The following is a 14,435-nucleotide window of genomic DNA, read 5'->3' on the forward strand; positions in this document are numbered from 1 at the left end:
GTCAGATCTCATACGAAAAATCGACGTTCTGCTAGGAATTTGTGTCTAAGTCATGTACAAACTATTCATAGAGCATATTGTTTGATTGACAGAGTTATCACTTTTTGAACGTAGAACTGTGATAGTCTTCATCCCCTAATTTTAAGAATCGATTATAAAACATTTATTATGAGTGAAGCTTTGTTATTCCATAAGACATTCGAACACCCAACTAGTGATGAATGGGTAGTGTTTGTACACGGAGCTGGTGGAAGTTCATCTATTTGGTTTAAGCAGATAAAAGCCTACAAGCAACACTTTAATTTGTTGCTGATAGATTTAAGAGGGCATGGTAAGTCGAACCCACTTCTTAAAGAATTAATGAGTAACCGCTATACATTCAAATCGGTTACGTTGGATATACTTAAAGTCCTTGATCATTTAAAGATACGCTCTGCACATTTTGTCGGCATGTCTTTAGGCACAATTATCGTTCGCAATGTGGCGGAACTTGCAGCAGAAAGAGTGCGCTCAATGGTATTAGGGGGCGCTGTAACGCGATTAAACACGCGTTCGCAAGTGCTTGTTCAGTTAGGCAACTTAAGCAAACACATAATCCCTTACATGTGGTTATACAGTTTATTTGCTTACATCGTTATGCCACAGAAAAGCCAAAAAGAATCACGTCACCTTTTTATCCGTGAGGCTAAGAAGCTTTGCCAAAAAGAGTTCAAACGTTGGTTTATTTTGACCGCCGATGTGAATCCTTTAATGCGCTATTTCAAAGACCGTGAATTGCCAATCCCAACGCTTTACTTGATGGGAGAACGTGATTACATGTTTATACAGCCGGTAAAAGAGATGGTTGCCGTTCATGACTCAAGTGAGCTACATGAAATTGCTGACTGTGGGCATGTTTGTAATGTTGAACAGCCGGAAGAGTTTAACAAACGCTCTATTGAGTTTATTCAGAAACAGATTGAAGCTTAGTGAGTCGCCATCACATCGGTGATGGTTTACCACATTGCCAGCAAGCACCAAATTGAGGTTCATTTTCCTCCTCGCAGTGCCCGCAAATCCAATTACTCTGAATGTTCGATTCTGACTGAAAAATGTAATCTTGCACCACGCCTTTGGCTACTAATGCTTGTTCAGGTCTCTGTAGCCATACGTAAGGTTCAGAGTCATCAGAGAAGGGGATTTCACCCTTAAGTCCAAATAGACCCTCACCACGTACTTCACAGCGAATATTTTCAGCGAGAAGAAGCCCACAAACAATATGGGCCTCAGCTGGATTTTTAGCGACAAATATCTTCATTAACTTACGACCGTTTCAGAACGAAATTTTGCCATTACCCACTTAGCAATTATTGGGAATAGACCAAGTAGTGCAAATGAGAGCAATACTGATGGAGATACAATACCTGACAGTGAGTCGATCTCTGCCAGTTGAGTACCTGCGTTCAAGTACACAGCAGTACCAGGAAGCATACCGAGTTGGCTTGTAAGATAGTACTTAGATACTTTCATAGGGGTTAAGCCCATGAGCAGATTAATTAGAAAGAATGGAAATACTGGAATAAGGCGAAGAGAGAATAAGTAAAAAGCGCCGTCTTGCTCTACACCTTTATTGATGGTTTCTAATTTTTCACCAAACTTGTTTTGGACCCAATCTCTGAGTAGGAACCGGCTACTTAAGAATGCTAACGTAGCACCAATAGTGCTTGCGAAAGACACTAAAGCTAAACTCGTCCAAAAGCCAAATAAAGCCGCGCCTAAAAGCGTTACGACAGCTGCGCCAGGGATTGAAAATGCAGTGATCAAAATGTACGCAATGAAGTAAGTTAGGGCTGCAACTGCAAAGTTACTTTCAATAGACTCGTTAAGTAGAGCCTGCTGTGCTTTTGCATTTTCTAGCGTAAGGTACTGACCAAAATTAAGACCCAGTAAAACGATTACCGTGACCAAAATAATACCTAAAATCATTTTCTTACTCATTGTACATCCTCTTAATTCTCTGAATGAGTGTTTCTATTATAGTTAGACAGTCTTTGAGGGGAATAACTTTCAGGCAGCTACAAAAAAAGCCGCAATTTTCATTGCAGCTTTCTGTTTGGACACTTTGAACACTTTAGTTTAAGTGAGTTATCAATTCTTCACGTCTTTGTTTAGGGATTACTGACCAGTGAGTTCCGTTGATCGCGCCTTCTAATGCCCAAAGTAGCTCCAAACTCACTGTTGAAGAATGAGTTTGTCTAATAGCATCATAAGCCTTGGCCGCGCCAGCTTCTTGAAGCTGCTCAACCGAATCTATACCCGCTTTCTTTAACATACGCTCGGTAGCCAAGCGTAGATTAGGGAGATCTTTCAATCGGTTCGGCTTTGCTGAAGATTGTTCGGCTTTTTCTTCTTTCGCATAGCTAAGAGAAGTCTTTGCCATCTTTAAGATTGCGTCAGGGTTGTTCGAAACGTCGTCTGTGAGAGAAAAGTATTTCGTCACGACAGGAAATCCGCGTTTCTTATATATGTAAGGCTGAAAGCCTTTTTGCTCGAATTCTTTGGAAGTGTGTTTGTCGGCACGAATATGAAGTTGGTCATTGACCACTAGAGCAAACATTGTCTCATCAGCGAAGAGACCAAACCCTCCAAACATCGAACGTGATTTGATTTTTCCAAGCGACTCAAATAATTTCATCGAGTCCTTTAGTATTGGTTTATCCATGTTATTTATCTCGGTGTATTTGAATTACGCCACCAAATAATCAGGTCCGAGAGATTAGCAAAATGATAAAGAAGCATTGTCAAAAAGGAGTAAATCTTGCATTTTGCCATCGGTAACCCCGCTACCTTGCCAAAATACTATTTGGGTTAGGCCGGAAGCTTTGCGTCTTACTTTTTCAAGTAATTTGCCCTGTGCGTGACATTGTTAAGGATAAGACGTTTTGTTGAACAAAGCTCACACTATGTATTCAAAAGTGTGATATTGCTTCGGGAAATGATCTGTCTTTAATGAAACCAGGTGCATTTGATTGGTGAGTTCAAAGCACATGAAATCATGTGCTTTGATTAATTGAATTATCAGTTAAGTTGTTTAACTGTATGTCTTTCTACAATTTCTGGGTGCATTTCGAAGACACGTTTTTCATGGTCTTTATCTTTAATTCTTTCTAAAAGAATCTCAAATGCATTTTTACCCACACGGCGTTTTGGTTGGTGAATCGTCGTCAGTGGCGGCGAAAAGTATTCAGCAAGCTCGATGTTGTCGTATCCGATTACCGAGATATCATCAGGGATTTTGATGCCTTTCTGCTGTAGGCGGCTCATCAGTCCTAAAGCCATTGTATCGTTGAAGCAGAATACAGCGGTTGGGCGTTTGTCCATAGCTACGATTTTATCAGCAGCAAGAACCGCAGTGTCACACTCGAAGTTACCTTCGATGATCCAATCTTGGTTTACTTCAAGATTCGCTTCAGCGAGAGCACGGTTGTAACCGGCAATACGTTCCGTACACGCTGCTTTATCTAAGTGTCCACTTAAACAGGCAATATCTGTGTGACCTTTTTCAATAAGGTATTTAGTCGCAAGGTATCCACCTTCTTCCGAGTTATCTATGATCTTATCGGCTTGAGAACTCTCCGGCCCCCAATCCATCACTACTTTTGGAATATCAGAGTGACGATCTAGCATCTCTCGTAGTTCTTCAGTTAAGTCAGAACACATAACCAAAATGCCATCAACGCGTTTTTCAGCAAGCATTCGAATGTAGTCACGTTGCTTTTCGTAAATACCACCCGTGTTACATAAGATCAGTGTGTAGCCCTGGCGGTAACAGTAACTCTCTACACCGTCTATAACTTCAGAGAAGAATAGGTTAGTTGATTGAGTTACAAGCATACCGATCGTACGCGTTGTGTTGCATTTCAAGCTACGAGCAACGGCGCTAGGCGCGTAGTTAAGCTCATCGACTGCTTTGTTAACTTTTTCTTGAGTGGCTTCAGCAACAAAACGAGTTTTGTTGATGACGTGAGAAACGGTCGTGGTTGATACGCCAGCTAAGCGAGCGACATCTTTAATTGTGGCCATGGTGTTATCCTGTTTGTAGCTACTTCTTCCCTATTTATAGGGGGCAGCAAAGTAGCCGTGAAGCTACCATATTAAGAGACTTACTTGGGTTAAGGCTCTTTCGGTATAAAGTGTTAAAAAACAAAAAACCGCTAATTAGAGCGGCCTGCATTAACACCAAAATGCGATTAAATTTATAGTTAGATGCGCATTTTGAGTCTGTTTCATATTTTATCGTTTGCGATCACAATTTTAGACTGACTCACTTCCAGTCGCAATACAACTCACCCAGTTTTCTGGGTGAATTGTGACAATTATTCGCAATTTCGCTTGCTAAAACGCAACAATTTATTACTCACCTGTGAGGTAGTCACAGTCTAATTCGCAAAAAGCGACGAGTAACATGGCTACACTAGCGTAAAAGCCAAATTCGTCATGTTCTTTGCATTTACTTGAAAAAGTCGGAATCCAAGGCTGCAATTGATTGTTAATGAAGGCTTTTTGCTCTGCAAATGCTTCTTCCATATGACGCTCTTGCTCTAGTTCGTTCGAGCGAATGATGAGGTTGCCAAGGAAATCGAGCTCGATTGCAATGTGGTCAGCTGGCTCTTTTAGATCTTCATTAACACCAACGCCGTGTTTTGCCATGATTTTTTCCATGTCACGTGCAGGCTCGGCGTTTAGTAGTCCAGACTTATCCAAATAGATTGACGCGTAAGGCAGGGCGCCGTACTTATCTGATTTCAAGAATAACTCGCAGAAGTCTGACGCTAGCTCTAGTTGGGCATCTTCGCGGTTCTGGAGGCGATTTAGCGCATCAACAAGCGAGCTAACCGCCGGCTTTAAAGTGTCGTTCTCGCCTAATCCAGTTAAGAAAGCACGGATCTCAACGGAGTGATAACTGGTTAATTCTTCGGCCGTTAACTCTTTCGCAAACAGGCTAGATAGCCACCAGTAGATTTCAGCACGTTTCTCGTTGAATGCTTTTGTTTCTTGCATCTGTATTGCTCCACATTAGATTAGGCATAGTTCGGCGAAAGAAGGTGCCGATGTTCTATATTGTTATATTGAATTGCTTACACCGCGAAATAGCAAGGTTTAAGCTTGTCTTGAATCAAAAAAGATCTAGGTTTCTGTTTTTTTTCAGAGCTACTACTAGAATTGTTACTAGTTATGAATAGAATAGTCACTGAAACTATTAAATAAGAAAAGTGGTGTAGATGAGCTATCACGTATTGGTCGTCGAAGACGATGTGGTAACCCGTAGTAAACTTGTCGGTTACTTCCAAAATGAAGGTTATGCTGTCAGTGAAGCGGAAAGCGGAGCTCAAATGAGAGATGTCTTGGAAGCCAACGACGTCGACCTTGTTATGTTGGATATTAACCTGCCTGGAGAAGATGGGTTGATGTTGACAAGAGAGCTACGTAGCCAATCAGATATTGGAATAATTTTGGTTACTGGACGCACGGATAGCATTGACAAGATTGTTGGCCTAGAAATGGGCGCAGACGATTACGTTACCAAACCTTTTGAATTACGCGAGCTATTAGTTCGAGTTAAGAACCTGTTATGGAGAATTTCGGCAGCTCGAAATACTTCTGAAATCACGCAAGAAGAAGAGTCGAACGACAGCATTGTTCGCTTTGGTGAGTGGACGTTCGATATTCCTCGCCGTGCATTAAGCAAGAATGGCGAGCCCGTTAAATTAACGAAAGCGGAATATGAATTGTTGGTTGCGTTATCGTCGTACCCAAATCAAGTTCTGAGCCGCGAACGCATTCTAAATATGATCAGTCACCGTGTTGATGCGCCAAATGACCGCACCATTGATGTATTGATTCGAAGAATGCGCGCTAAGATGGAATTTGACCCGAAGAACCCACAAATCTTTGTTACGGTTCACGGGGAAGGTTACATGTTTGCAGGCGATTGATTATTGCGCCTAAATAAAAAGCCGAGGATTATCCTCGGCTTTTTTGTTGTTTGTTGGAGTTACACGGCTTATTCCGCTGACACAGGCTCTGCGACATCTATCCAGTCACGTAAGCGCTGCCACATCAAGCCCATCGTTTCATGCCAGTAACGTTCTGTTTGCTCCAGGTTAACCGCTTTAGGTATGTAATCTGAGACAGAACTGGCTACGTCTTTATGGGCCAAAAAGTTAGTTGGTGCAGGGACTGGATTAATGCCTGCAGAATTGAATTCATTCAAGGCTCTTTCCATATGACTTGCAGAAGTGACGAGCACAATTTTTTTGTTTTTAACAAATGCTGCCGCTTGTCGTGCTTCTTCCCAAGTATCTTTAGCGGTTTCCAATAAAATGATGTCAGGTTTAGACACACCAAGTGCGAGAGCGACTTTTGCCATCATTCGCGCATTGCTGACCTGAGTGCTGCCCCCGTAGCCAGACAGAATCAGTTTGGCTCCGGGATACATTCTCATCACTCGAATGCCTTCGCTTAAGCGCATTAACCCGGTACGGCTAAGTTCCGAAGTCGGTGGGATTTGATCATCAACGACATGACCGCTACCTAGCACCATGACGTAATCAACGGTTTTATCTACGGGCAAAAATACAGAGTATTGTCTTTCCATTGGCATAAGAAGACGAGAAGAAACTGGCTGGAAAGAAATAAGGAAAATACCACACAGGGCCGTAAGGATCACAAGACATCCTGTCTTCCTTCTGGTGGTGAACATCACTAGAGCTAACCCTAGAAAAGCGAGAATTAACATTGCTGGTAGTGGCATCAACAAAGAAGACACTACTTTTTTCAGCTCAAACATATGCGAATAGTCCGAAAAAACATCACTTGGTAATAAAAAGAGGGTAATCCTCTTTATTCCTGAAATTCCTGTGACAGAATAGCAGGCACGATTGGATATATTAACTCAAGTAACCGTGACTGAAGACCGTAATTTCGACGATATTGCCCACAAATTTGCAAAAAATATTTACGGCTCCGATAAAGGAGAGATTCGCCAGATCATCGTGTGGGAGGATCTCGAACAAGCATTAAGTGAGATTAGTTCAAAAACTGAACCGCTGACTATCCTTGATGCGGGTGGCGGTCTAGCGCAGATGTCGCAGAAAATAGCGTCACTCGGGCACAAAGTAGCATTGTGTGATCTATCTTCGGAAATGCTGAGTTTAGCTGAGCAGGATATTGCAAAGAATGGCTTGCTTGAGCAGTATCGGCTGATTCATTCGCCAGTTCAAAACATCGAACAGCATTTGACCGAGAAAGTCGATATGGTGATGTTCCATGCGGTTATGGAGTGGCTTGCTAATCCAAAGGAAGCCTTGGATATACTGCTAGAACAGGTCAAGCCGGGTGGGGTAGCTTCTATCATGTTCTACAACCACCACGGTTTAGTTTTGAAAAATGTGATATGTGGCAATATCCCACATGTATTAAATGGGATGCCTCATAGAAAACGGTTTAAGCTACAGCCACAAAAAGGGCTGAAGCCTGAAGATGTTTACCAGTGGATAGAGTCTGCGGGTTTTGACATCTATGGAAAATCAGGAATTCGTTCGTTCAGTGATTACATAGGAAATATGGAATACATGGGCGATTACGAATTCGAAGATGTATTGGCGCTTGAAAAGCAACTATGCCGACAAGAGCCATACCTCTCTCTAGGCCGATATATTCATGTCTGGGCAAAAAAGCATGAATGATAGCGGAAAGAACAATAACAGGAACAACCATGAGTGAAATGACTCAAACTGCCGAAGAGCAGCCAATTGATGAGTTGGTGGGCTGGGTCAAGCAACACGATTTCGCTTTAAACCTTTCGCCAGAGCGACTGGCATTTTTGATTGCTGTCGCTGTGCTAAGTAATGAAAGGTTTGATGAAGAATTAGGTGAAGGTGAGTTGCATGATGCATTTACCATAGTCACTCGTATGTTTGAAGAAACCGGAGATGCCTCCTCCTTTCGGGCGAACAACGCCATCAATGAACTGGTAAAACAGAAGCTCGTTAGCCGCTTTACAAGTGAAGTGACTGACGGAGCGAGTATTTACCGCCTTTCCCCACTTGCAATCGGTATTACCGATTACTACCTGCGCCATCGCCAGTTCTCAAAACTTAAGCTATCGATTCAGCTGACTATGGTTGCTGACGAAATGTCTAAAGCGATTGAAGCTGCGCAAAAAGGTGGGACGCCAGGTCACTGGAAGAAGAATGTTTACGGAGTACTGAAATACTCGGTTGGTGAAATATTCGATCAGATCGACCTAAACCAACGCGTCATGGATGAACAGCAGCAAACAGTAAAACAGCAAATTGCGGATCTTTTGAATAAAGACTGGCGAGAAGCCATTAACAATTGTGAAGCCTTATTGTCTGAAACTTCTGCAACTCTTAAAGAACTACAAGATACCCTGCAAGCAGCAGGTGATGAGTTACAAACTCAGATCTTAGATATCCAAGAGATTGTATACGGAGACACAGAGTTAGAGTTTGTCGGTGAGACGTTATTCGGCTTACAAATGAAATTAGACCGAATTACTAGCTGGGGACAGCAAGCGATTGACCTTTGGATTGGCTACGACAGACACGTACATAAGTTTATTCGTACAGCTATTGATATGGATAAAAACCGTGCATTTAGTCAGCGCTTGCGTCAATCGGTTACCGATTACTTCGATGCTCCATGGTATTTAACTTACGCAGATGCGGAACGATTGTCTGATCTGCGTGATGAAGCTCTGGTACTTCGTGATGATGAAGTAACGGGCCAAGCTCCACTAGAAGTGGAGTATGAAGAGTTCGAGCAGGTGAATGACCAACTTTCTGAACGTATTGCAGCAATGCTTAAAGTTCATAAAGAACAGGGAGCACCGATCGATCTAGGACTGGTTCTGCGCGATTACCTTGCAGAACACCCTCGAACTCACCATTTTGATTTAGCCAGAATTGTTGTCGACCAAGCGGTTCGCTTAGGTTACTCAGCCTCTGATTATCAGGCAGTTCAGCCAGATTGGCAGGCCATTAACGATTTCGGCGCAAAGGTACAAGCAAATGTCATTAACAAATACTGACGATTACATGCCAGAAAAACTGGTCAAAGCAATCGCAAATCCGTTGTTTCCTGCTCTTGATAGTATGCTTCGTGCAGGAAAGCATGTCTCTAGTGAAGATCTAGATAACCACGCTTTGTTATCTGATTTCGAAACAGAATTGGCGCACTTTTATCAGCGCTATAACACTGAGCTTGTAAAAGCACCGGAAGGTTTTTTCTATCTTCGTCCACGTTCTACTTCTTTGATCAGTCGTAGTGTTCTTTCTGAACTTGATATGTTGGTAGGTAAGGTACTGTGTTTCCTATACCTAAGCCCTGAACGCTTGGCGCATGAAGGGATCTTTACCAATCAAGAGCTGTATGAAGAAATGCTCGCATTGGCAGATGAGAAAAAGTTGATGAAGCTTGCGACGAACCGAGCATCTGGTTCGGATCTCGACAAAGAGAAGTTATTTGAGAAAGTCAGAACATCGCTTCGCCGTTTACGCCGTATTGGCATGATCATTTCAATTGGTGAAACGGGTAAATTCCGCATCAGTGAAGCGGTATTTCGCTTTGGTGCCGACGTGCGCGTTGGTGATGATATGAAAGAAGCACAACTGCGTCTTATTCGTGATGGTGAAGCTGTGGTCCATACGCCGGAGCCAAACCAAGGCAGTTTACTTGGCGCTGAAGGTGAAGATGCGTCATCTGACGAGCCTCAGCAAGATATTTTTAATGAGCAACCTTTGCTCGACGAGCAAAAACAAGCGGAAGGTGAAGCATGATTGAAAGAGGTAAGTATCAATCGCTAACCATGATCAACTGGAACGGATTTTTTGCCCGTACTTTTGATATTGATGGGTTAGTTACGACACTTTCTGGTGGTAATGGTGCAGGTAAATCGACCACGATGGCGGCGTTTATTACGGCATTGATCCCAGACCAAAGTTTGCTGCACTTCCGAAACACAACCGAAGCGGGAAGCTCACAATCGTCACGAGACAAAGGCCTATACGGCAAGCTACAACCGGGCGCATGTTACGCCGCTCTTGATGTAGTGAACTCGCGTAATCAGCGCTTACTATTCGCGGTTAAGCTTCAGCAAGTGGCTGGCCGAGACAAGAAAGTCGATATCAAACCGTTTGTGATTCAGGGCTTACCAAGTCATGTAAAACCGACAGACGTTCTGATTGAAAATGTGTCCGATAACCATGCTCGTGTATGTCAACTCAATGACGTGAAAGCGGCTGTCGCACAGTATGAAGGGGCGCACTTCAAAGCCTTTACATCAATAGTGGAATACCACTCTCAGATGTTTGAGTTCGGTGTCGTACCTAAGAAGTTACGTAACAGCAGCGATCGTTCTAAGTTCTACCGTTTAATTGAAGCGTCATTATACGGCGGTATTTCAAGTGCGATTACCCGTTCTTTACGTGATTACTTATTGCCTCAAAACGGTGGTGTGAAGAAGGCCTTCCAAGATATGGAATCGGCACTTCGTGAAAACCGCATGACGTTAGAAGCGATTAAAACGACTCAGTCGGATCGTGACTTATTCAAACATCTGATCACTGAATCAACGAATTACGTTGCGGCTGACTATATGCGTCATGCAAATGATCGTCGTAATAAACTTGATCAGACGATGAAATTACGCGGTGAGTTGTTCGGATCGCGTGAAACTCTATTAGAACAGAATACGCTGTTAAATAAGGTTCAAGAAGAACTTGAGATCTTGGTGGATCAAGAGTCATCTTTAGAGCAGGACTATCAAGCTGCCTCAGATCACCTTCAGCTTGTTCAAACCGCACTTCGACAGCAAGAAAAGATTGCGCGCTATAGCGATGACCTTGAAGAGTTAAGCGAACGCTTAGAAGAGCAAATGATGGTCGTGGAAGAAGCACAAGAACGAGTGCTGATGGCGGAAGAGCAGGCGACGATTACTGAAGAAGAGGTAGACAGCCTCAAAACTCAGTTAGCTGACTATCAACAAGCTCTCGATGTTCAACAGACTCGTGCTCTCCAGTATCAACAGGCAGTTCAAGCGTTAGAAAAAACTAAAACGTTGTTAGAAGACGAATCGATTACTCCGGAAGGGGCGATCGAGTTAGTTTCTGAACTCAAAGCACAAGAAGAAAGCAATACTCAAACGCTATTGGCTTTGAAACATAAGCTTGATATGTCGTCAGCGGCATCGGCTCAGTTTGATAAAGCGTTTGCGCTTGTGAAAAGTGTGGTTGGTGAGGTTGCGCGTAACGAAGCTTCTGAACATGCTAAACAAGCAATAACTAAAGGTCGTGAAGCTAAGCATCTTGTGCAAAATGAGCAGCAATGGCGTGCTCAACATCGTGATATGGAGCGTGATAGCGCTCAGCAGCGACAAGCACAGCAGTTAGCGACTGAATATCAGAAGCAGCATAACGTTACACTAGTTGATGAACTTACGTTTGAAGAAGAACGTGAGCGCCATTCAATGCAACTCGAATCGTTGGAGTATGCTCAAGAAGAGTTGCGTGAAACAAAGAGTGAGCAGCGACGTTTAGAGCAAGAGCATACGCAGCAAATTCAAAAGTTAGAAGCGATTGCACCGAACTGGATTACGGCGCACGACGCACTTGAATCTTTAAGAGAGCAAAGTAACGCTGAGCTGACAGACAGCCAATCGGTCATGTCTCAAATGCAGCAAGTGCTTCAAGACGAGAAAACTCAGTCAATTGCAAAAGATCAACTGTCTCAACGTCGTACTGAATTAGAGCAAGAAATTGAGAGATTAGCTTCTCCTGGTGGCTCTAACGACCCGCGTTTAAAAGGCCTAGCTGATACGCTTGGTGGCGTGCTGTTATCGGAAATTTATGACGATATCACTATAGAAGATGCTCCGTACTTTAGTGCTATGTATGGCCCTGCGCGTCATGCAATTGTGGTATCTGATTTAGATGGTATTAAAGAGAAGCTGGTGGATCTTGAGGATTGCCCAGAAGATCTATACATCCTTGAAGGTGACGTTGACGCCTTTGACGACAGTTCATTCAATGCCGACGAACTTGAAGGTGCGGTGTGCGTTCAATTGAACGATCGTCAAATGCGCTATTCCCGTTTCCCTGAGATCCCACTCTTTGGCCGTGCTGCGCGTGAGCAACGTTTAGAGCGCTTACGTGAAGAACGTGAAATTGTAGTTGAACAACACGCAAAAGCTGCTTTTGATTCTCAAAAGCTACAGCGTTTGTATCAAGCATTTAACAACTTTGTCGCGAAGCATCTACAGGTCGCATTCGAAGCGGATCCTGAGCAAGCGTTAGCTCTCGTTAGAGATAAACGTAACCAAGCTAGCCGCGCTATTTCAGAATTGAATGCCAAAGAGCAGCAGCAAAGAAGTCAATTAGCGTTAAGTAAGCAAGCATTGTCTACTTTAGATAAGCTAGCGCCACTAATGCGTATCATTGAAGATGAGACGCTTTCTGAGCGACTAACTGAACTTGAAGCTAAGCTAGAACAGCTAAGTGAAGCAAAGGCGTTCTTGAATCAACACTCAAAATCACTGGTTTCGTTGGAGCAAATTTCTACGGCTCTCGATGCTGACCCAGAGCAATTTGATGCGTTAGAAGCGGAGTACAAACAAGCGGATTCTGCACTTCAATCTCTGAAGAGCAAGATGTTTGCACTGTCTGATTTGATTGAGCGCCGCCACTATTTCGCTTACCAGGACTCGGTCGACTTACTTAACAAAAGCAGTGAGTTAAGTGAACAGCTAAAAGGCAAGTTAGTCCAAGCTGAACAGGCCCGCTCTAAAGGCCGTGATGGCTTGAAGCAGGCGCGTGAGCAGATGAACCAATACAATCAAGTACTGGCTGCATTGAAGAGTTCGCACCAAGCTAAACTTGAAACGGTTCAAGAGTTTAAACAGGAACTGCAAGAGTTCGGTGTGAATGCTGACGAAGGTTCAGAAGAGCGCGCTATGCGTCGTCGTGATGAGCTTCAAGAGCGTTTACATAGTTCACGTAACCGTAAGAGTGAATACGAACGCACGATCACTTCAACAGAACTTGAAATGAAGGGCTTGGCTAAGCGCCTTAAAAAAGTTCAGAAAGAATATGTTGAACTTCGTACGTTTGTTGTCGCCGCTAAAGCAGGTTGGTGTTCAGTCCTTCGTTTAGCGCGTGAGAATGATGTTGAGCGTCGTTTGCATAAGCGTGAGTTAGCGTACTTGTCGGCAGGTGAACTGCGTTCTATGTCAGATAAGTCATTAGGTGCGCTTCGTCTTGCTGTCGCAGACAACGAAGATTTACGCGATGCGTTGCGATTGTCTGAAGACAACGCTCATCCAGAGCGTAAAGTACTGTTCTATATTGCGGTTTACCAACACCTACGTGAGCGTATTCGTCAGGATATAATTCATACTGATGATCCTGTTGAAGCTATCGAGGAAATGGAAGTTGAGCTTGCCCGTCTAACAGAAGAGCTCACACAGCGTGAAAATCGTTTAGCTATTAGCTCTGAGTCAGTGGCGAGTATCATCAAGAAAACCATCCAGCGAGAGCAAAACCGAATTCGTATGCTGAACCAAGGTCTATCGAATATTTACTTTGGTCAAGTGAAGGGAGTTCGCCTTAACGTTAAGATCCGTGAAAGCCATGAAATACTGCTTTCCGGCCTTGCAACGCAGCAAGAGCAGCATAAAGACTTATTCGAAACCACGCGATTTACGTTTTCTGAAGCAATGGCGAAATTGTTCCAGCGCGTAAACCCTCATATCGATATGGGTCAACGCTCTCCTCAAGTACTTGGTGAAGAGCTATTAGATTACCGTAACTACTTAGAGTTAAGCGTTGAAGTTAACCGTGGTTCAGATGGCTGGCTACAGGCTGAATCTGGAGCGTTATCGACGGGTGAGGCGATTGGTACGGGTCAATCTATTCTACTGATGGTTATTCAAAGTTGGGAAGAGGAGTCTCGTCGACTTCGTAGTAAAGACATCGTTCCATGTCGTCTTCTATTCCTTGATGAAGCAGCGCGTCTGGATGCGAAATCTATCTCAACGTTGTTTGAGTTGTGTGACCGTTTAGGAATGCAGCTTCTAATTGCAGCGCCGGAGAACATCAGTCCAGAAAAGGGCACGACTTACAAACTGGTTCGTAAGGTCTTCAAAGATCATGAACACGTACATGTTGTTGGCCTACGTGGATTTGCTCAACCAGACAAGCCTAAGCCTCTTATTGAAGAGTTAGCAGAAGAAGTTTAGTCAGTTCTCTACATTCATCGTGTTAGAAAAAGAGCCCCTGTTTATCAGGGGCTCTTTGTTTTTTGTGCCACCGCACAAATTAATCGTCCATTTATTTATCGGTATTACATTCATTTTCCGAGGGGGTATGTTAAAAAGA

Annotated in this window: 12 protein-coding genes and 1 riboswitch; of the genes, 6 read left to right on the forward strand and 6 right to left on the reverse strand. The window is 43.4% G+C overall.

Annotated elements, in window-relative coordinates:
- The first annotated feature begins 168 nt into the window (after positions 1-168).
- A complete protein-coding gene (locus ACHUFI_RS09125) occupies positions 169-969 on the forward strand; it encodes an alpha/beta fold hydrolase (protein WP_394248356.1) in 801 nt (266 codons plus the stop codon).
- Positions 970-979: 10 nt separating this feature from the next.
- On the opposite strand, the gene ACHUFI_RS09130 is transcribed toward ACHUFI_RS09125, so the two are convergent.
- The 5 genes from ACHUFI_RS09130 to torD form a co-directional block, all read right to left on the reverse strand.
- Complete coding sequence (locus ACHUFI_RS09130; protein WP_394248358.1) at positions 980-1,297, reverse strand: putative signal transducing protein; 318 nt, start codon at positions 1,295-1,297, stop codon at positions 980-982.
- Positions 1,297-1,977, reverse strand: a complete 681-nt coding sequence (locus ACHUFI_RS09135) for a TVP38/TMEM64 family protein (protein WP_394248360.1) — start codon at positions 1,975-1,977, stop codon at positions 1,297-1,299. Before ACHUFI_RS09135 ends, ACHUFI_RS09130 begins: the two co-directional genes overlap by 1 nt.
- A 133-nt stretch (positions 1,978-2,110) precedes the next feature.
- Positions 2,111-2,701 (reverse strand): TfoX/Sxy family DNA transformation protein, encoded by a 591-nt coding sequence (locus ACHUFI_RS09140; protein ID WP_394248362.1) that lies wholly within the window; start codon positions 2,699-2,701, stop codon positions 2,111-2,113.
- 108 nt (positions 2,702-2,809) lie between these two features.
- Positions 2,810-2,900: riboswitch (cyclic di-GMP riboswitch) on the reverse strand.
- A gap of 157 nt (positions 2,901-3,057) precedes the next feature.
- On the reverse strand, positions 3,058-4,062 hold the full coding sequence (gene purR / locus ACHUFI_RS09145) for an HTH-type transcriptional repressor PurR (protein WP_394248364.1): 1,005 nt from the start codon (positions 4,060-4,062) through the stop codon (positions 3,058-3,060).
- Between the two features lie 330 nt (positions 4,063-4,392).
- Positions 4,393-5,040 carry a molecular chaperone TorD gene (gene torD / locus ACHUFI_RS09150; protein ID WP_394248366.1) on the reverse strand — a complete coding sequence of 216 codons (648 nt, stop codon included), beginning with the start codon at positions 5,038-5,040 and terminating at the stop codon, positions 4,393-4,395.
- Between the two features lie 221 nt (positions 5,041-5,261).
- Here torD and torR point away from each other — a divergent pair, with 221 nt between their 5' ends.
- Complete coding sequence (gene torR / locus ACHUFI_RS09155; RefSeq protein WP_394248368.1) at positions 5,262-5,975, forward strand: two-component system response regulator TorR; 714 nt, start codon at positions 5,262-5,264, stop codon at positions 5,973-5,975.
- 68 nt (positions 5,976-6,043) lie between these two features.
- On the opposite strand, the gene elyC is transcribed toward torR, so the two are convergent.
- Positions 6,044-6,928 carry an envelope biogenesis factor ElyC gene (elyC, locus tag ACHUFI_RS09160; RefSeq protein ID WP_394248634.1) on the reverse strand — a complete coding sequence of 295 codons (885 nt, stop codon included), beginning with the start codon at positions 6,926-6,928 and terminating at the stop codon, positions 6,044-6,046.
- A 16-nt stretch (positions 6,929-6,944) separates the two neighbouring features.
- On the opposite strand from elyC, the gene cmoM reads away from it, so the two are divergent.
- Genes cmoM through mukB form a run of 4 tightly spaced genes read left to right on the forward strand, consistent with a single transcriptional unit; the run spans position 6,945 to position 14,296 of the window.
- Positions 6,945-7,727 (forward strand): tRNA uridine 5-oxyacetic acid(34) methyltransferase CmoM, encoded by a 783-nt coding sequence (cmoM, locus tag ACHUFI_RS09165; RefSeq protein ID WP_394248635.1) that lies wholly within the window; start codon positions 6,945-6,947, stop codon positions 7,725-7,727.
- Between the two features lie 29 nt (positions 7,728-7,756).
- Positions 7,757-9,094, forward strand: a complete 1,338-nt coding sequence (gene mukF, locus ACHUFI_RS09170) for a chromosome partition protein MukF (protein ID WP_394248370.1) — start codon at positions 7,757-7,759, stop codon at positions 9,092-9,094.
- Positions 9,075-9,842, forward strand: a complete 768-nt coding sequence (gene mukE, locus ACHUFI_RS09175; RefSeq protein ID WP_394248372.1) for a chromosome partition protein MukE — start codon at positions 9,075-9,077, stop codon at positions 9,840-9,842. The genes mukF and mukE overlap by 20 nt, the downstream gene beginning before the upstream one ends.
- Complete coding sequence (gene mukB / locus ACHUFI_RS09180) at positions 9,839-14,296, forward strand: chromosome partition protein MukB (RefSeq protein ID WP_394248374.1); 4,458 nt, start codon at positions 9,839-9,841, stop codon at positions 14,294-14,296. Before mukE ends, mukB begins: the two co-directional genes overlap by 4 nt.
- Positions 14,297-14,435: the final 139 nt, after the last annotated feature.

The organism is Vibrio profundi (genome assembly GCF_043642225.1).
Taxonomy (GTDB): Bacteria; Pseudomonadota; Gammaproteobacteria; order Enterobacterales; family Vibrionaceae; genus Vibrio; species Vibrio profundi_A.

What these genes read in the sequence shown, in the direction of transcription:
- purR (WP_394248364.1), bottom strand. Translation starts at nt 4,062, where the DNA reads ATGGCCACAATTAAAGATGTCGCTCGCTTAGCTGGCGTATCAACCACG.
- mukE (WP_394248372.1), top strand. Translation starts at nt 9,075, where the DNA reads ATGTCATTAACAAATACTGACGATTACATGCCAGAAAAACTGGTCAAA.
- ACHUFI_RS09140 (WP_394248362.1), bottom strand. Translation starts at nt 2,701, where the DNA reads ATGGATAAACCAATACTAAAGGACTCGATGAAATTATTTGAGTCGCTT.
- mukB (WP_394248374.1), top strand. Translation starts at nt 9,839, where the DNA reads ATGATTGAAAGAGGTAAGTATCAATCGCTAACCATGATCAACTGGAAC.
- torR (WP_394248368.1), top strand. Translation starts at nt 5,262, where the DNA reads ATGAGCTATCACGTATTGGTCGTCGAAGACGATGTGGTAACCCGTAGT.
- ACHUFI_RS09125 (WP_394248356.1), top strand. Translation starts at nt 169, where the DNA reads ATGAGTGAAGCTTTGTTATTCCATAAGACATTCGAACACCCAACTAGT.
- mukF (WP_394248370.1), top strand. Translation starts at nt 7,757, where the DNA reads ATGAGTGAAATGACTCAAACTGCCGAAGAGCAGCCAATTGATGAGTTG.
- torD (WP_394248366.1), bottom strand. Translation starts at nt 5,040, where the DNA reads ATGCAAGAAACAAAAGCATTCAACGAGAAACGTGCTGAAATCTACTGG.
- ACHUFI_RS09130 (WP_394248358.1), bottom strand. Translation starts at nt 1,297, where the DNA reads ATGAAGATATTTGTCGCTAAAAATCCAGCTGAGGCCCATATTGTTTGT.
- ACHUFI_RS09135 (WP_394248360.1), bottom strand. Translation starts at nt 1,977, where the DNA reads ATGAGTAAGAAAATGATTTTAGGTATTATTTTGGTCACGGTAATCGTT.